The 16,109-nt window shown below is 64.8% G+C and carries 15 protein-coding genes; 12 read left to right on the top strand and 3 right to left on the bottom strand.

What is annotated here, in order from left to right; all coding sequences use genetic code 11:
* The first annotated feature begins 14 nt into the window (after nucleotides 1-14).
* From OKW37_RS04855 to hslU, 5 genes are all read left to right on the top strand, one after another.
* Complete coding sequence (locus OKW37_RS04855; protein WP_429407788.1) at nucleotides 15-1,217, top strand: class I SAM-dependent rRNA methyltransferase; 1,203 nt, start codon at nucleotides 15-17, stop codon at nucleotides 1,215-1,217.
* 243 nt (nucleotides 1,218-1,460) lie between these two features.
* Nucleotides 1,461-2,567 carry a CobW family GTP-binding protein gene (locus OKW37_RS04850; RefSeq protein WP_429407790.1) on the top strand — a complete coding sequence of 369 codons (1,107 nt, stop codon included), beginning with the start codon at nucleotides 1,461-1,463 and terminating at the stop codon, nucleotides 2,565-2,567.
* A gap of 682 nt (nucleotides 2,568-3,249) precedes the next feature.
* Nucleotides 3,250-3,669, top strand: a complete 420-nt coding sequence (gene dksA, locus OKW37_RS04845; RefSeq protein ID WP_090802202.1) for an RNA polymerase-binding protein DksA — start codon at nucleotides 3,250-3,252, stop codon at nucleotides 3,667-3,669.
* A gap of 339 nt (nucleotides 3,670-4,008) precedes the next feature.
* On the top strand, nucleotides 4,009-4,545 hold the full coding sequence (gene hslV / locus OKW37_RS04840) for an ATP-dependent protease subunit HslV (RefSeq protein WP_184051150.1): 537 nt from the start codon (nucleotides 4,009-4,011) through the stop codon (nucleotides 4,543-4,545).
* 10 nt (nucleotides 4,546-4,555) lie between these two features.
* Nucleotides 4,556-5,902 carry an ATP-dependent protease ATPase subunit HslU gene (gene hslU, locus OKW37_RS04835; RefSeq protein WP_090802203.1) on the top strand — a complete coding sequence of 449 codons (1,347 nt, stop codon included), beginning with the start codon at nucleotides 4,556-4,558 and terminating at the stop codon, nucleotides 5,900-5,902.
* A 133-nt stretch (nucleotides 5,903-6,035) separates the two neighbouring features.
* Here hslU and OKW37_RS04830 read toward each other — a convergent pair whose 3' ends face one another.
* From OKW37_RS04830 to OKW37_RS04820, 3 genes are all read right to left on the bottom strand, one after another.
* Entirely contained in the window at nucleotides 6,036-6,578 is a 543-nt protein-coding gene (locus OKW37_RS04830) for a response regulator transcription factor (protein ID WP_184025882.1), read from the bottom strand.
* Complete coding sequence (locus OKW37_RS04825; protein WP_184060891.1) at nucleotides 6,575-7,885, bottom strand: ATP-binding protein; 1,311 nt, start codon at nucleotides 7,883-7,885, stop codon at nucleotides 6,575-6,577. The genes OKW37_RS04830 and OKW37_RS04825 overlap by 4 nt, the downstream gene beginning before the upstream one ends.
* A gap of 335 nt (nucleotides 7,886-8,220) precedes the next feature.
* Nucleotides 8,221-8,445, bottom strand: coding sequence for a cysteine-rich CWC family protein (locus OKW37_RS04820; RefSeq protein ID WP_090802208.1), 225 nt, complete (start codon nucleotides 8,443-8,445; stop codon nucleotides 8,221-8,223).
* 265 nt (nucleotides 8,446-8,710) lie between these two features.
* Here OKW37_RS04820 and argB point away from each other — a divergent pair, with 265 nt between their 5' ends.
* The 7 genes from argB to OKW37_RS04785 all read left to right on the top strand — a co-directional run bounded on the left by argB (nucleotide 8,711) and on the right by OKW37_RS04785 (nucleotide 16,078).
* Nucleotides 8,711-9,610 (top strand): acetylglutamate kinase, encoded by a 900-nt coding sequence (gene argB, locus OKW37_RS04815; protein ID WP_018419098.1) that lies wholly within the window; start codon nucleotides 8,711-8,713, stop codon nucleotides 9,608-9,610.
* Between the two features lie 157 nt (nucleotides 9,611-9,767).
* Nucleotides 9,768-10,535, top strand: a complete 768-nt coding sequence (locus OKW37_RS04810) for a pyrimidine 5'-nucleotidase (protein ID WP_429407793.1) — start codon at nucleotides 9,768-9,770, stop codon at nucleotides 10,533-10,535.
* A gap of 41 nt (nucleotides 10,536-10,576) precedes the next feature.
* Nucleotides 10,577-11,287, top strand: a complete 711-nt coding sequence (gene slmA, locus OKW37_RS04805; protein WP_429407795.1) for a nucleoid occlusion factor SlmA — start codon at nucleotides 10,577-10,579, stop codon at nucleotides 11,285-11,287.
* 321 nt (nucleotides 11,288-11,608) lie between these two features.
* Entirely contained in the window at nucleotides 11,609-12,754 is a 1,146-nt protein-coding gene (gene metX / locus OKW37_RS04800; RefSeq protein ID WP_184060895.1) for a homoserine O-succinyltransferase MetX, read from the top strand.
* Nucleotides 12,751-13,359, top strand: a complete 609-nt coding sequence (gene metW / locus OKW37_RS04795) for a methionine biosynthesis protein MetW (protein WP_090802214.1) — start codon at nucleotides 12,751-12,753, stop codon at nucleotides 13,357-13,359. Before metX ends, metW begins: the two co-directional genes overlap by 4 nt.
* Nucleotides 13,360-13,373: 14 nt before the next feature.
* On the top strand, nucleotides 13,374-14,768 hold the full coding sequence (locus OKW37_RS04790) for an AmpG family muropeptide MFS transporter (protein WP_184060896.1): 1,395 nt from the start codon (nucleotides 13,374-13,376) through the stop codon (nucleotides 14,766-14,768).
* The gene (locus OKW37_RS04785) at nucleotides 14,750-16,078 is read left to right on the top strand and encodes a M48 family metallopeptidase (RefSeq protein WP_429407798.1); all 1,329 of its coding nucleotides are present in this window, start codon (nucleotides 14,750-14,752) and stop codon (nucleotides 16,076-16,078) included. Before OKW37_RS04790 ends, OKW37_RS04785 begins: the two co-directional genes overlap by 19 nt.
* The last annotated feature ends 31 nt before the right edge of the window (nucleotides 16,079-16,109 follow it).

The following is a 16,109-nucleotide window of genomic DNA, read 5'->3' as shown; positions in this document are numbered from 1 at the left end:
TTTACCTACACCTGATGAATACCGTTACGCTCAAACCGTCGAAAGAAAAATCGCTGCTGCGCCGCCATCCGTGGGTTTATGCCAATGCGATCGAGCACGTCGACGGCCGCCCCGCGCCCGGCGCGACCGTGCTCGTGCGCGCGCGCGATGGCCGCTTTCTCGCCCGCGCCGCCTACAGCCCGCACTCGCAGATCCGCGCGCGCGTCTGGAGCTTCGACGAAGCCGAGCCGATCGATCACGCGTTCTTCAAGCGCCGCGTGCAGCGCGCGTTCGCGCATCGTCAGGCGATGGTGCGCGACACCGGCGCCGTGCGGCTGATCTTCGGCGAGGCGGACGGTCTGCCGGGCCTGATCGTCGATTACTACGTCGCCGAGGACGCGGATCAGCGCAGCCAGATCGTCTGTCAGTTCATGGCGGCCGGCGTCGAAGCGTGGAAGGACGCGATCGTCGCGGCGCTGGTCGGCGCGACCGGCTGCCCGAACGTCTACGAGCGCTCGGACGTGTCGATCCGTCAGAAGGAAGGGCTCGAGCAGATCACCGGCGTGCTCGCGGGCGAGCCGCCTTCCGAGAAGCTGATCGCGAGCGAAAACGGCGTGCGCTATCACGTCGACGTGCGCAACGGCCACAAGACCGGCTTCTATGTCGACCAGCGCGATAACCGCCTGCTCGTGCAGCAGTTCGCGAAAGATCGCGACGTGCTGAACTGCTTCTGCTACACCGGCGGCTTTTCGCTCGCGGCGCTCAGGGGTGGCGCAAAGCGCGTGGTGTCGGTCGATTCGTCGGGTGAAGCGCTCGCGCTCGCGCAGCAGAACGTCGCGGCCAACGGCTTCGACGCCGACCGCGCGACCTGGCTCGACGCCGACGCGTTCAAGACATTGCGGCGCCTCTACGACGAAGGCGAACGCTTCGATCTGATCGTGCTCGATCCGCCGAAATTCGCGCCATCGCGCGAGCACGTGGACCGCGCCTCGCGCGCGTACAAGGACATCAATCTGACGGGCCTGAAGCTGCTGCGCCCGGGCGGTTTGCTGTTCACGTACTCGTGCTCGGGCGCGATCGATCCCGAGCTGTTCCAGAAGATCGTGTCGGGCGCGGCCGCCGACGCACGCGTCGACGCACGCATCCTGAAGCGCCTTGGCGCGGGCGTCGATCATCCGCTGCTCACTGCGTTCCCCGAAGGCGAGTATCTGAAGGGGCTGCTGTTGCAAATCGCCTGATCGCCCTTATTTTCCCGGTGATTGCGCGTGGCGGCGGCGGCAGCGGCAGCGGCCCGCCTCCGCGCAGGCGGCCATCAGCCGGCCGCAGCGCGGCCGCCCCTGCGCCCGCCTGGCAAATATGTTTCAATGACCGGCTGGACGGGGCTCGCGCCATCTGGCTGCGGCGGCCCGCCTAACGCATCTGGCTAGCCTTGCGCGCTAGCGTCCGATCACGCACCGTTTCACGACTTACAGGCGACCCACATGATTCCAGTCACCATCCTGACCGGCTTTCTCGGCAGCGGCAAGACCACCCTGCTCAAGCGCATCCTGAACGAAAAGCACGGCATGAAGATCGCCGTCATCGAGAACGAGTTCGGCGAAGAGAACATCGACAACGAGATCCTCGTGCAGGACACGAGCGAGCAGATCATCCAGATGAGCAACGGCTGCATCTGCTGCACGATTCGCGGCGACCTGTCGCGCGTGCTCAACGATCTGGCCGCGAAGAAGCAGGCGGGCGAAGTGGACTTCGACCGCGTCGTGATCGAAACCACCGGCCTCGCGAATCCGGGCCCGGTCGCGCAAACCTTCTTCATGGACGACCAGATCGCGAGCGAATTCCTGCTCGACGCGATCATCACGCTGGTCGACGCGAAGCATGCGAACCATCAGCTCGACGAGCACGAAGTGGTGCAGCGCCAGGTCGGTTTCGCGGACCGGCTGTTCATCACGAAGGCCGATCTGGTCGACGAGCGGCACGTGGGCGATCTGCGCCACCGTCTGCTGCACATGAACCCGAAGGCGGCGATCAAGGTCGTCAATTTCGGCGAGGCGGACATCAAGGAAATTTTCGATCTGCGCGGCTTCAACCTGAACTCGAAGCTCGAAATCGATCCGGACTTCCTGAGTGAAGACGAACACGCGCATAGCCACGCGCACGCGCACGACGAGCACGGCCACACGCAAGGCGACCATGACCACGATCACGATCACGCCAATTGCGATCACGACCATGGCCATTGCGATCACGAAGGCCATGATCACGGACATCACCACCATGCGCATCACGACGACAAGATCAAGTCGTTCGTGTACCGCAGCGATCGTCCGTTCGATCCGAACAAGCTCGAAGACTTCCTCGGCGGCATCCTGCAGATCTATGGCGAGCACCTGCTGCGCTACAAGGGCGTGCTGTACATGAAGGGCGTCGATCGCAAGGTCGTGTTCCAGGGCGTGCATCAAATGATGGGCAGCGACCTCGCCGCGAAATGGCAACCGGCCGAGAAGAAGACCAACAAGATGGTGTTCATCGGCATCGAACTGCCGCGCGATCTGATCACCGACGGTCTCGACGCCTGCCTCGCCTGAGCGGGCGCAGCGCCGTCGCGCAAGCAAGCCTCGGAGCAAGCCCACGACACGCCGCGCGCAGCGCGGCATGCGCCGTGCTACTTCTAGTGCGGTGAGACGGCCGCCGCCGACTGCGCGGGCGTGAATCCTCTGCTGAAACTGCGACGCCGCGGCGCCGAGGCCTTTCGAATCCAGGCCATATGAAAAACGCGTGAAAACCCTGCTGTATTAAAGCGCGCACGACCATCGCTTTTTGGCTTTCTGCGCGTTATATTTTCGGGATATCGCAGCGCCGCAGGCCGGCTTTCAGCAGTTGCGGTGCCGTATTGTGATTCAGTTACAATACGTGCCCACTGGAGAATGACAACGAATTGCCCGGTCGCGCGTATCCCGCGACGGGCCTGAAACGGCGCCGGAAAATCTTGTCCGGAGACACGCCGAAAACGCCGGCGGGCATGGCCTGAAAGGGCACGCGCTCGTCGGCGAGCGATGCCTCAGGAGCATGTGTGAATCGGTTTCCAGAGGAGTTCGGCCCCGCAGCGGCGTAGCTAGCAACGCCCGGTGTGTGGGCGCCAGGCGCTTCGGCGTCACGACAGTCCAACGTTCGTGGCCACCCTGCGCTGCGCGTCCGCGCGACGCGTTTGCGGGCAATACGAAAGTGCGGGCCCTATGAGTTTTGCCTCACATTGAAGAAGTAAGCCAGATGACGACGAAACGACTCTTGACCGAAGCCGAAATCCTGAAGATGAGCGACAAGGATTACATGAATGCGGATCAGCTCGCCTTCTTCAAGAACAGGCTCGAACAGTTGCAGGCGGACATTCTCCGCAATGCCGGCCAGACGACCGAGAACCTGCGCGAAACGGTCATCGTGCCGGACCCGGCCGATCGCGCCACGATCGAGGAAGAGCATGCGCTCGAACTGCGCACGCGCGACCGCGAACGCAAGCTGCTGAAGAAGGTGCAGCAATCGATCGCGCGAATCGAGGCGGGCGACTATGGCTGGTGCGAGGAAACCGGCGAGCCGATCGGCATTCCGCGTCTGCTCGCGCGGCCCACGGCTACGCTGTCGCTCGAAGCCCAGGAGCGCCGCGAACTGCGCCAGAAGCTGTTCGGCGACTGATTATCTGCGGCGCGGCTTCGGCTTAGCGCCCTGAAAACGCTGCTTCGTCGAGAGGCGCACGGTGAACCGTGCGCCTTTTCTTTTTGCGCGACATCCGCGCATGCTCCGCCATCCGTCCCGCCCCGCCGTCCCTTCCCGCCTCGTTTCTCAGGCTCCCTGAGCGGATTTTCAGTTTTTCGTCCTATGCCTTCCGGCGGATCTTGATATGACCGCGCGCGCCCTAAAATAGATCGGACATGCGCTCACGAGCGCGCCAGCCGGCGCGCCGTCCGCTGACTGGATTCATGCGGTAGCGCACAGCGCTGCCGCGTTCTGCCCGTTTTGCAAAGAGGAACGCATATGGAGCAATTTCACGGCACGACGATCGTTTCCGTGCGCCGCGGCAACAAGGTGGCGCTCGGCGGCGACGGCCAGGTCACGCTCGGCAACATCGTCATGAAAGGCGGCGCGAAGAAGGTCCGGCGCATCTACAACGGCAAGGTGCTGGTCGGCTTCGCCGGCGGCACGGCGGATGCCTTCTCGCTGCTCGACCGCTTCGAGGCGAAGCTGGAAAAACATCAGGGCAATCTGACGCGCGCGGCCGTGGAGCTCGCGAAAGACTGGCGCACCGACCGCATGCTGCGTCGTCTCGAGGCGATGCTGATCGCCGCGGACGCGACCACCACGCTCGTCATCACCGGCAACGGCGACGTGCTCGATCCCGAAGGCGGCATCTGTGCGATCGGCTCGGGCGGTGCGTACGCGCAGGCGGCCGCGAAGGCGCTTGCCGACAACACCGAGCTGTCGCCGCGCGACATCGTGGAGAAGTCGCTGGAAATCGCCGGCGACATGTGCATTTACACGAACCATAACCGCGTCATTGAGACGATCGAGTAAGGACCCATCGATGAGCACCATGACCCCCGCCGAGATCGTCTCCGAACTCGACAAACACATCATCGGCCAAGGCCGCGCGAAGAAGGCCGTGGCGGTCGCGCTGCGCAACCGCTGGCGCCGTCAGCAGGTCGACGAACCGCTGCGCCAGGAAATCACGCCGAAGAACATCCTGATGATCGGACCGACCGGCGTCGGCAAGACCGAAATCGCGCGGCGTCTCGCGAAGCTCGCGGACGCGCCGTTCATCAAGATCGAAGCGACCAAATTCACCGAAGTCGGCTACGTGGGCCGCGACGTCGACAGTATCGTGCGCGACCTGATCGAAATTTCGGTCAAGCAGACCCGCGAAACCGAAATGCGCAAAGTGCGGACCAAGGCCGGCGATCTGGCCGAAGACCGCATCCTCGACATCCTGCTGCCAACCGCACGGCCGGTCGGCTTCGGTTCGAGCTCGAGCTCGACCGATACCGCCGATGAAGGCAGCACGACGCGTCAAACGTTCCGCAAGCGCCTGCGCGAAGGCCAGCTCGACGACAAGGAAATCGAGCTCGACGTCGAGCAGCCGCAGGTCGGCATGGACATCATGGGGCCGCCGGGCATGGAAGACATGACCGAGCAGATCCGCTCGATGTTCGCCAACATCGGCGGCGGCAAGAAGATGCGCCGCAAGATGAAGGTCAAGGAAGCGCTGAAGGTGCTCACCGACGAAGAAGCCGGCAAGATGCTGAACGACGAAGAGGTGAAGAGCAAGGCGGTGCAGAACGTCGAGCAGAACGGCATCGTGTTCCTCGACGAAATCGACAAGATCGCGTCGCGCAACGAAGCGGGCGGCGGTGAAGTGTCCCGTCAGGGTGTCCAGCGGGATCTGCTGCCGCTCGTCGAAGGCACGACGATCAACACCAAGTACGGCATGGTGAAGACCGATCACATCCTGTTCATCGCCAGCGGCGCGTTTCATCTCGCGAAGCCGAGCGATCTGATTCCCGAGCTGCAGGGACGCTTCCCGATTCGCGTCGAGCTCGATTCGCTGTCGGTCAACGACTTCGAATCGATCCTCGTGTCGACGGACGCGAGCCTCGTCAAGCAATACCAGGCCCTGCTCGCGACCGAAGACGTGCACCTCGAATTCGCCGACGACGGCATCCGCCGTCTCGCCGAGATCGCATACTCGGTCAACGAGAAGACCGAGAACATCGGCGCGCGGCGTCTTTATACGGTGATTGAAAAACTGCTCGAAGAAGTGTCGTTCTCGGCCGGCAATCATTCGGGCCATGCAGTGCAGATCGACGCGGCGTATGTCGATAGCGCGTTGAACGAAATCGCCGAAGACGAGGATCTGTCGCGCTACGTGCTTTGACATGCGCGGTGACAGCGCGAAGCGCTGATGCATGAAAAACGGGCTGCCTTCGCATAGGCAGCCCGTTTTGTTTTGTGCCGCCCTTCCCGCGGCGGCGCCTCGAACAGCCAACGCCGCGCCAGAAGATCGCCGCCTACTGCTTCACCGGCCGCTTCGCCAACTTGCGCTGCAACGTGCGCCGATGCATGTTCAACGCGCGCGCGGTCGCCGAGATATTGCCGTTGTGTTCTGCGAGCACACGCTGGATATGCTCCCATTCGAGCCGCGCCACCGACAGCGGCTGCGGATGCTCGATCGCCTCCTCGGCCTGCAACGCGCTCGCCTCGCTTTGCAGCGCCGACAGGATCGTCTCGACGTTGGCGGGCTTTGCGAGATAGTTGTCGGCGCCGTCCTTGACCGCCTGCACCGCGGTGGCGATGCTCGCGTAGCCGGTCAGCACGAGCATGCGCGCATCGGGCTGCAGATCGCGTAACGGCGCGACGAGCGTCAGGCCGGAGTCGTTGCCGAGATGCAGGTCCACGGTGATCTCGCTGAACTTCTGCTGATTCGCGAGCCGGATCGCCTCGTCCGCGTTGTGTGCTTCGGTCACCGTGTAGCCGCGCCGCGTCAAGCCGCGCGCAAGGATGCCGGAGAACACTTCGTCGTCGTCGATCACCAGAAAATTCTTCTCGCTCATGCCTGTTTCTCCGTGTTGGATGGCGCGGCGCCATGTGGGCTCGCTCCGGAAATCTTGCGCGCGGCGAGCGGTAGTCGCAGCACCGCACGCGTGCCGCGCGGCCGTCCGCCGTTGGCGTCGGTCAGCTCGATCGATCCCTTCAGACGCGCCGCCGCCGAAAACGCCAGATACAGGCCGACGCCGTGACCGCCCTGCGTGCTCTCCACCGGCATCGCGCCGAGCGAGCCGCGCAGCGCGGCCGGAATGCCCGGACCGTGGTCGCACACTTCGAACACGATCTGGTCGCCGCGTGGCGCGAGCACGCAGGACAGCGTCACGTGATCGCGGCTCGCGCGCGCGGCGTTGTCGAGCAGGATCGTCAGTATCTGGCTGACGGCCACCGTGTCGTTGAGACTGACATCGGCGGGCGGTGTGCCAAGCCGCTCGAACTTCACGTGAGGATGGCGCAGGCGCCATTGCCCGGCAAATGATTCGAGCCATTCGTCGACCGGCTGGCGGTTCGTCGTGGTCGTTGCGCGGCTGCGCAACCGCGCGAGCGCCGACGTGCACAACATCATCTGCTGCTCGAGCAGCTCGAGATCGGCGCGGTAGGGGGCGAGTCCCGCGTCGGTCCGCGCCGCGTCGCGCAATTCTTCGGACAACATCGCGATTGTAGACAGAGGGGTGCCGATTTCGTGGGCCACGGTGGCCGCCTGCACGCCGAGCGCGACCGCCCGTTCGTCGTGGAGCAAGCGCTGCTGCGCTTCTCCAAGCGCTGCGTCACGTAGCCGCAGCGCTCGGGACATGCGCGCGACGAACCACGCAATCAGCCCCACGCTGACCATGAAGTTGACCCACATGCCCGAGCGGTAGTAGTCGAACAGGTTGGCGGGATTCTCGAGATTGAGCGGCACGGAATCGAAACTGAGCATCGCGTAGCAGGCGACCGCGAACGCCGCGAGCCAGGCCATCAGATACCACGGCAGCACGGCCGCCGCGATCGCAAGCGATGGCAGGTACAGCGACACGAACGGGTTGGTGGTGCCGCCGGACAGGAACAGCAGCGCCGACAACGCCCCGAGATCGACCCAGATCTGCCCGAACAGCTCGAGGTTGGACTCGGGACGCTGCTGCGACACGCGCCACCACGTGAGCGCGTTGAACAGCACTTCGAGCCCGATCACGAGCAGCATCGCCGGCAACGGCAAATTGGCGCCGATGAAGATCTGCACGAACGCGATCGTCAGCAGCTGACCGATGATCGCGAGGCTGCGCAGCCAGAACAGATGACCGAGATTGACGCGGCCGGTGTTGGTTATACGGTGCATGACCCTAGTCTACCCGTTACGCCGCCGCTGCCCGAGCCAGTGGCGCTGCGGCAGATGAAGCCCGTTGCTTCGCCGCCGCGGCCAAACTGCACCCGCTCGACGACGCCCGCCATTATTGCCCCACTCGACCCGGGAAACGCCGTCGCACAATTCCGCGCCGGCTACACGCTGCGGATGGCCAGCCGGCACGCCGACGCGATCGCCGCGGATCGGCAGCCGCGGTTCGGCGAATGGGAGCCGGCGCTGGAAGCGATTGTGCGCGATCTGCGGGCGCGGGTGGCGCAGCATCGCCGCGCGTCGGCGGTTTCTGATCGGCCCCGGGGCAAATCCGACCATCACGGCCGCTCATGCTCACTCGCCTCGTGTGTCGCCTGTGCAATCTCCGCGGCCAGACACTCCGGGCATAGACATCGGCCGCCTGGCTTTAACCGCTCGACCGGTAGCGGCGGCAGCGCGCGGCACCAGCAGTTGGACGGCTCAGTCTGCATGCCGCAGTCGAAAGCATTGCCGCAGCGCGGACAGCGTGCGCTGCGTTCGGAGCGGGGGGAAGACGATTTCATCGCAGATCGGCGCTCAGGGCCGGGGACATTGATCAAGCCATGATGCCATGACTGACACGCTCAGGTGCAGTCGTCCGTTCGGCCAATGCACAGCCGTCACGCAAGTGCGTTACGCTTGCTGTTCGCCACCCCCGCGGCGCGTCATGGTGCGGTACGCCAAGCCTGCACCGCCCGTCGCTCGCGCCGCGGCCGAAAACCCTGTTGCAGCGCGCCAGTCCTGTACAATTCGCGCTGTTTCAACTGTTCCGTGCCCGAGCCTGCCGCCATGTCCGAGCTTCCCGACCTCTCGCAGATTGCGCCCACCCTGAAAGCCGAAATTCTGGCCGAGGCGCTGCCTTACATCCGTCAGTATCACGGTAAGACCGTGGTCATCAAATACGGCGGCAACGCCATGACCGAAGAGCGTCTGAAGCAGGGCTTCGCGCGCGACGTGATTCTGCTGAAGCTGGTCGGCATCAACCCGGTCATCGTGCACGGCGGCGGTCCGCAAATCGACCAGGCGCTTAAGAAAATCGGCAAACAGGGCACGTTCATCCAGGGCATGCGCGTCACCGACGAAGAGACGATGGAAGTCGTCGAATGGGTGCTCGGGGGCGAGGTGCAGCAGGACATCGTGATGCTGATCAACCACTTCGGCGGCCACGCGGTCGGCCTGACCGGCAAGGATGGCGGCCTGATCCACGCGCGCAAGATGCTGATGCCGGATCGCGAAACTCCGGGCCAGTACGTCGACATCGGCCAGGTCGGCGAAGTCGAGTCGATCAACCCGGCGGTCGTGAAGGCGTTGCAGGACGACGCGTTCATTCCGGTCATCTCGCCGATCGGCTTCGGCGAAGACGGCCTGTCGTACAACATCAACGCGGATCTCGTCGCGGGCAAGCTGGCGGTCGTGCTGAACGCCGAAAAGCTCGTCATGATGACCAACATCCCCGGCGTGATGGACAAGGAAGGCAATCTGCTGACCGACCTGTCGGCGCGCGAAATCGACGGTCTGTTCGAAGACGGCACGATCTCCGGCGGCATGCTGCCGAAGATCTCGTCCGCGCTCGATGCGGCGAAGAGCGGCGTGCGCTCGGTGCACATCATCGACGGCCGCATCGAGCACTCGGTGCTGCTCGAAATTCTGACCGAACAGCCGTTCGGCACAATGATTCGCTCGCATTGATCGTTGCGGCATCCCCGGCACAGGGGTTGCGTCCGAGCGGCGCGACGCCTGTGCCCCACCTCGCGGCCGGCAGTCCATGCGCGCCCCCGAGCGTTGATGCGGCAATCTCTGCGCATCCGCAGCATGAAACGCCCGTCAGCGGCTGAAGAAGTTCACCATGTGCACCCACACTTCGCGGCGCCACCGTCCTGACCTCGCAGGCGGCAAGCCCGTCTGGCTGTTCGATCTCGACAACACGCTGCACCGCGCGTCACATGCCATTTTCCCCGCGATCAATCGCGGCATGACCCAGTACATCATCGACGCGCTGCAAGTCGACATCGACGAAGCCAACCGTCTGCGCACCGGCTACACGCTGCGCTACGGCGCAGCACTGCTCGGTCTCACGCGCCACCATCCGCTCGATGCGCACGACTTCCTGAAGGTCGTGCACACGTTCCCCGACCTCTGCTCGATGATCCGTCACGAGCGCGGCGTCGCGCGTCTGATCGCGGCGCTGCCGGGCCGCAAGATCGTGCTGACCAACGCGCCCGAAACCTACGCGCGCGCGGTGCTCGCCGAGTTGCGCATCGAGCGGCTATTCGAGCGCGTGATCGCGATCGAGCACATGCGCGATCGCCGCCAATGGCGCGCGAAGCCCGATCACGCGATGCTGCGCCGCGCGATGCGCGACGCGCACGTGTCGCTGAAAGACGCGATCCTCGTCGAGGACACCCGTTCGCACCTGAAAAACTATCGACGGCTCGGCATCCGCACCGTGTGGATCACCGGGCACCTGCCGCGCAAGCCGCACGCGGACGGTGTACCGACGCGCCTGCCGGGCACCGGCCGGCCGCATTATGTCGACCGCAGCATTCGTTCGCTAAAATCGCTACGACTGGGCACGCGCTCGGTTCGATGGAAGGGACGCAAGCCGGGACAGTAGGGACGAAAGCCGCCAACGACATCAGCCGGGGGACCACAGCCATGCAGCCGATCGACAAGCCTGACGAAACCTCAGCCGCAGCCTCCCCCGCGGCGCCGGCCGCCACACGCTCGCCGCGTCCGAAGCCGGGCGAGCGTCGCGTGCACATCCTGCAGACGCTTGCCAGCATGCTCGAGGCGCCGAAGCGCGAGAAGGTCACCACGGCCGCGCTCGCCGCCCGGCTCGGTGTGTCGGAAGCCGCGCTATATCGCCATTTCGCCAGCAAGGCGCAGATGTTCGAAGGGCTGATCGAGTTCATCGAGCAGACGCTGTTCGGCCTCATCAACCAGATCACCAATCACGAAAACAACGGCGTGCTGCAGGCGCGCGCGATCGCGCTGATGCTGCTCAACTTTCCCGCGAAAAATCCCGGCATGACGCGCGTGCTGACCTGCGAGGCGCTGATCGGCGAGCACGAGCGACTCACCGAGCGCGTGAACCAGATGCTCGAACGGGTCGAGGCATCGCTGAAGCAGTGCTTGCGGCTCGCGCGGACCGAAGCGCTTGCCCGTGCGAATAACGACGTCACAGGCAACGCCGGCCCGCAGACCGCACCGCAATCCGCTGCGTTGCCTGCCGACTACGATCCCGCCATTCGCGCGAGCCTGGTAGTGAGCTATGTGATCGGCCGCTGGCATCGCTATGTGCGCAGCGGTTTCGCGCGGCCGCCCGCCGAACACGCGGACGAGCAACTGCTGCTGATTCTTCAGTAGTCCGCGAGGACTCGCCCCCTTCGCGCGGCATCGCCCGTGCCGCTGCCGCGCGGAATTTTCCGCTATACTTTGCGCCTGATGTTGCCGCGGCCTTCCGATGCATAAGGGGCCGCGCCAAGGCATCCCGATACACGTTGCACCCGGTTTCACACCCTTTCACGCGCCGATTTGCTGACTCGATTGCGGGCGCGCGAACCCTTGGCCCCAGGCCCGCGGTTCACTATAAATGCGGCTAAAGAGGTCGTCAGCTGCGCACACCGTCCTTCTCTTCGTGCTTCGCCGACGCCGTTTAGCCGCCCTGTTGACTCAATGGCGGAATGAATGGAATCCATCGGCATCGTCGCTCCCCAAAAAATGCATTTCACCGAGCCGCTGCCATTGCGCAACGGCAGCTCGCTCGCAGGCTACGACCTGATGGTCGAGACCTACGGCACGCTCAATGCCGCGCGCAGCAATGCGGTGCTCGTGTGCCACGCGCTGAACGCATCGCATCACGTGGCGGGCGTGTACGCCGACGATCCGAAGGACATCGGCTGGTGGGACAACATGGTCGGCCCGGGCAAGCCGCTCGATACCGACAGGTTTTTCGTGATCGGCGTGAACAACCTCGGCTCGTGCTTCGGCTCGACCGGGCCGATGAGCATCGACCCCGCGACCGGCAAGCCGTATGGCGCGACCTTTCCGGTCGTCACCGTCGAAGACTGGGTCAACGCTCAGGCGCGCGTCGCCGACGCCTTGGCCATCACGCGCTTCGCCGCCGTGATGGGCGGCAGTCTCGGCGGCATGCAGGCGCTCGCGTGGAGCATGATGTATCCGGAGCGGGTCGCGCATTGCATCGTGGTCGCATCGACGCCGAAACTGTCCGCGCAGAACATCGCGTTCAACGAGGTCGCACGCTCGGCGATCCTGTCAGACCCCGACTTCCACGGCGGCAACTACTACGCGCACGGCGTGAAACCGAAGCGCGGCCTGCGCGTCGCGCGAATGATCGGCCACATCACGTATCTGTCGGACGACGACATGGCCGAAAAATTCGGCCGCTCGCTGCGTCGCGCGGAAGGCGCGCTCGATGACTACAACTTCAGCTTCGACGTCGAATTCGAAGTGGAATCGTATCTGCGCTATCAGGGCGACAAGTTCGCCGACTACTTCGACGCGAACACCTACCTGCTGATCACGCGCGCGCTCGACTACTTCGATCCGGCCAAGGCCTTCGACGGCGATCTGACCGCCGCGCTAGCGCACACCACCGCGAAGTATCTGATCGCGAGCTTCTCGACCGACTGGCGTTTCGCGCCGGCACGCTCGCGCGAACTGGTGAAGGCGCTGCTCGACCACAAGCGCACGGTCACCTATGCGGAGATCGACGCGCCGCACGGCCACGATGCCTTCCTGCTCGACGATGCGCGCTATCACAACCTGCTGCGCGCCTACTACGAACGCATTGCAAACGAGGTCAACGCATGAACCAGCGAGCACTTGATTACCTGGCATTGCGCCCGGACTTCCGCGCGATCGCCCGCTGGGTCGAACCGCGCGCGACCGTGCTCGATCTCGGCTGCGCGGACGGCTCGTTGCTTTCGCTGCTGAACGAAGAACTGGACGTGCAGGGCTACGGCATCGAGATCAACGACGCCGGCGTGCTCGCCGCGACGCAGAAGGGCGTCAACGTGATCCAGCAGAATCTCGAAGACGGCCTGCGCCTGTTCGAAGACGGCAGCTTCGATTTCGCGGTGCTGTCGCAGACGCTGCAGACGATTCATCAGACCGCGGCGATCCTGCGCGAGACGGTGCGCGTCGGCAAGCAATGCATCGTGTCGTTTCCGAATTTCGGCTATTGGGCGCATCGGCTGTCGGTGTTGCAGGGGCGTATGCCGGTGTCGAAGTCGCTGCCTTATCAATGGCACAACACGCCGAACGTGCGTGTGCTGACGATCAAGGACTTCGAAGCCCTCGCGCCCGAAGTCGGCATCGAGATTCTCGATCGCGTCGTGCTGCATGACGGACAGGTGGTGCGTTGGGGCGTGAACTGGCGTGGTAGTCTTGCGGTCTATCGCGTCAAGAAAAGCTAACGTCACTTATCCACATGTCGAACCCGCCGCACGAGGCGCCCGCACTTACCGCTCACGAAGAACATCCCGGCTGGCGCGCGTTTTTGAATACGCGCATGCTGATTTGCGTCTTTCTCGGCTTCACGTCGGGATTGCCGCTGTTTACGCTCGTCTACCTCGTGCAGGCGTGGCTGCGCTCGGAAGGCGTCAATCTGAAGGAAATCGGCCTCTTCGCGCTGATCCAGTTTCCGTACACCTGGAAATTCGTCTGGGCACCGCTGATGGACCGCTACGTACCGCGCGTGCCCGCCTGGCGGCCCGGCAGACGGCGCGGCTGGATGCTCGTCACGCAATTGCTCGTGGCCGGCGCGATGGCGACGCTCGGTTTCGTGTCGCCACGCGAATCGATCTGGACCGTCGCCGCGCTGACCGCTCTGGTCGCGTTCTTCGGCGCGAGCTCCGACATCGTGATCGACGCGTACCGGCGTGAATTGCTCAGCGACACGCAGCAGGGCCTCGGCAACGCGGTGCACGTGAACGCGTACAAGATCGCGGCGCTCGTGCCCGGTTCGCTCGCGCTGATTTTGTCCGATCATCTGCCGTGGAGCACCGTCTTCATCGTGACGGCCGCGTTCATGCTGCCGGGCGTTCTGATGACGCTGGTCGTGCGCGAGCCCGAGGTGCACGGCGAGCCGCCGAAGAATCTGCGCGAGGCGATCGTCGAGCCGTTCAGGGAATTCATTCAGCGCGACGGCTGGCGCACTGCCCTTTTCGTGCTCGGCTTCATCTTCCTGTACAAGCTCGGCGATACGATGGCGACCACGCTGTCCACGTCGTTCTTCCTCGACATCGGCTTTTCGCGCACGCAGATCGGCGTGATCGCCAAGACCACGGCGTTCGGCGCGAGTCTCGCGGGCGGCATCGTCGGCGGGATCTGGCTGATGAAGATCGGCATCGGCCGCGGCTTGTGGATCTTCGGTTTGCTGCAGATGGTGTCGACGCTCGGCTTCGCGTGGCTCGCGCATCTCGGCCCGGACTCGCCCGGACTTGCCGCGATTTACAACATTGCCGTCGCACTGAGCCAGGGGACGACGAAGCTGCTGTCGTTCGTCGGCATCGACTGGAGCGTGCAGCTCGATCCACGCTCGGTCGCGCTCGCGCTCGTGTACGGCTTCGAGACCTTCGCCACCGGTCTCACGATGGCCGCGTTCACCGCGTATATCGCGAGCACCACCGATCCGCGCTACACCGCGACGCAGTTCGCGCTGTTCACGAGCCTCGCGTCGGTGCCGCGCACGCTCGCGTCGGCGGCGAGCGGCTATGTGGTCGCGCGGATGGGCTGGTTTGACTACTTCATCCTCTGCACCGCGCTCGCGGTGCCCGGCATGCTGCTGCTGGTGCGCATCGCGCCGTGGAGGGACCGGTCGTGAAGGTACCGATTCCGACCCGCGCGCGCCGCACCACACTCAGCGCCGTAAGCGTCCTCGGTTGCGCGAGCGTCGCGCTGGCGATGCCGGCTGGCGCCTATGCGGCCGGCACGCCGGCGATTGGCGCCAGCCCGGTGAGCGGCGCGCAAGCGCCCGCGCCGGCCGCCGCCGCCGCCGCGACCACCAGCGGTGCGACGCCCAACCCAGCTCCGATGCCTGCGGCCAGGTCCGCGACCAGCGGCACCAGCGCCGCGGACAACGCGACTTCGGCTGCAGGCGGCAACAGCGGCAACAGCGGCAACAACAGCGCCGGCGGTGCCAATCCTGGCGCGAATAACAGCACCGGTGCCAACGCCGGTGCCCCGGGCACGCCCAGCGCTAGCGGTAGCGCTCCGGGCGCCGCTACTTCCGGCTCCGCGCCGCAGCTCGCGCACGCCCCCGCCACCGCCAAAGCGCCCGCCGCGGCATCGGCCCCCGCGGCCGTCCCGCCGCCCTACTACGTGAGCCCGCAACTGCGCTACGGTGGCTACATGGTGTTCCGCAACCTGATCCCGTCGTCGATGCTCGAGGCGCAGGCCGCCGAGGAGTTCAACCAGATCGTCTACGGCGCCAGCCACGCGAACCGCCTGTACGGCGAGACGGACGCGCGCGTGACGCGCGTGCGCTCGATCATCGACCGGATGATTCCGTACTCGTTGAAATGGAACGAGCGAGCCAAGCTCTGGAAGTGGGAAGTCGCGGTGGTGCGCTCGACCGACATCCGCATGTACTGCCTGCCGGGCGGCAAGATCGTCGTCTATAGCGGGATTCTCGATCGCGTCCGCCTGAACGACGACGAGGTCGGCATGCTGATCGGCCATGAGATCGCGCATGCGTTGCGCGAGCACGCGCGCATGCGGCTCGGTCAGTTGCAGGCGAGCCAGCTCGATTCGTCCGGCACGATTCCGCAACTGTTCGGCCTCGCCGATCTGGGCATGGCGCCGCTCGGCATCGGTTCGCGTCTGCTGGAAATGAAGTACGAGAGCACCGACGAAACCGAAGCCGACGTGATTGGCAGCGATATCGCGTCGCGCGCCGGCTTCGATCCGCGCGCGGCGGTCACGCTGTGGGATAAGCTCGCGCAGGCGACGCGCGGCAGTCGCAAGCAGGGCTTCATCTACGTGCATCCGTACACGCCGGCGCGCCGCGACGACATCATCAAGCGGCTGCCGGACATGCTGCCGCTGTACGCGAAGGCAATCGGCAAGAGCGTCGACGAGTTGCCCGATTATGCAGGCATCGGTCGGCCGACCCGCAAGCCTGCGCGCGACTGATACCCCGGTTCTACGACTGCCGGCGGGCCAC

Origin of the sequence: Paraburkholderia sp. MM5482-R2 (assembly GCF_050436125.1) — a bacterium.
GTDB lineage: Bacteria > Pseudomonadota > Gammaproteobacteria > Burkholderiales > Burkholderiaceae > Paraburkholderia > Paraburkholderia tuberum.
Note: the sequence above shows the minus strand (reverse complement) of the source record. Positions and strands in the feature narration are given on the sequence as shown.

Coding starts and splice junctions, on each gene's coding strand:
- slmA (WP_429407795.1), top strand. CDS start 10,577: ATGCAGCCGATCGACAAGCCTGACGAAACCTCAGCCGCAGCCTCCCCC.
- OKW37_RS04820 (WP_090802208.1), bottom strand. CDS start 8,445: ATGAAATCGTCTTCCCCCCGCTCCGAACGCAGCGCACGCTGTCCGCGC.
- metW (WP_090802214.1), top strand. CDS start 12,751: ATGAACCAGCGAGCACTTGATTACCTGGCATTGCGCCCGGACTTCCGC.
- OKW37_RS04790 (WP_184060896.1), top strand. CDS start 13,374: ATGTCGAACCCGCCGCACGAGGCGCCCGCACTTACCGCTCACGAAGAA.
- OKW37_RS04825 (WP_184060891.1), bottom strand. CDS start 7,885: ATGCACCGTATAACCAACACCGGCCGCGTCAATCTCGGTCATCTGTTC.
- dksA (WP_090802202.1), top strand. CDS start 3,250: ATGACGACGAAACGACTCTTGACCGAAGCCGAAATCCTGAAGATGAGC.
- hslU (WP_090802203.1), top strand. CDS start 4,556: ATGAGCACCATGACCCCCGCCGAGATCGTCTCCGAACTCGACAAACAC.
- metX (WP_184060895.1), top strand. CDS start 11,609: ATGGAATCCATCGGCATCGTCGCTCCCCAAAAAATGCATTTCACCGAG.
- OKW37_RS04855 (WP_429407788.1), top strand. CDS start 15: ATGAATACCGTTACGCTCAAACCGTCGAAAGAAAAATCGCTGCTGCGC.
- OKW37_RS04810 (WP_429407793.1), top strand. CDS start 9,768: ATGTGCACCCACACTTCGCGGCGCCACCGTCCTGACCTCGCAGGCGGC.
- hslV (WP_184051150.1), top strand. CDS start 4,009: ATGGAGCAATTTCACGGCACGACGATCGTTTCCGTGCGCCGCGGCAAC.
- OKW37_RS04850 (WP_429407790.1), top strand. CDS start 1,461: ATGATTCCAGTCACCATCCTGACCGGCTTTCTCGGCAGCGGCAAGACC.
- argB (WP_018419098.1), top strand. CDS start 8,711: ATGTCCGAGCTTCCCGACCTCTCGCAGATTGCGCCCACCCTGAAAGCC.
- OKW37_RS04830 (WP_184025882.1), bottom strand. CDS start 6,578: ATGAGCGAGAAGAATTTTCTGGTGATCGACGACGACGAAGTGTTCTCC.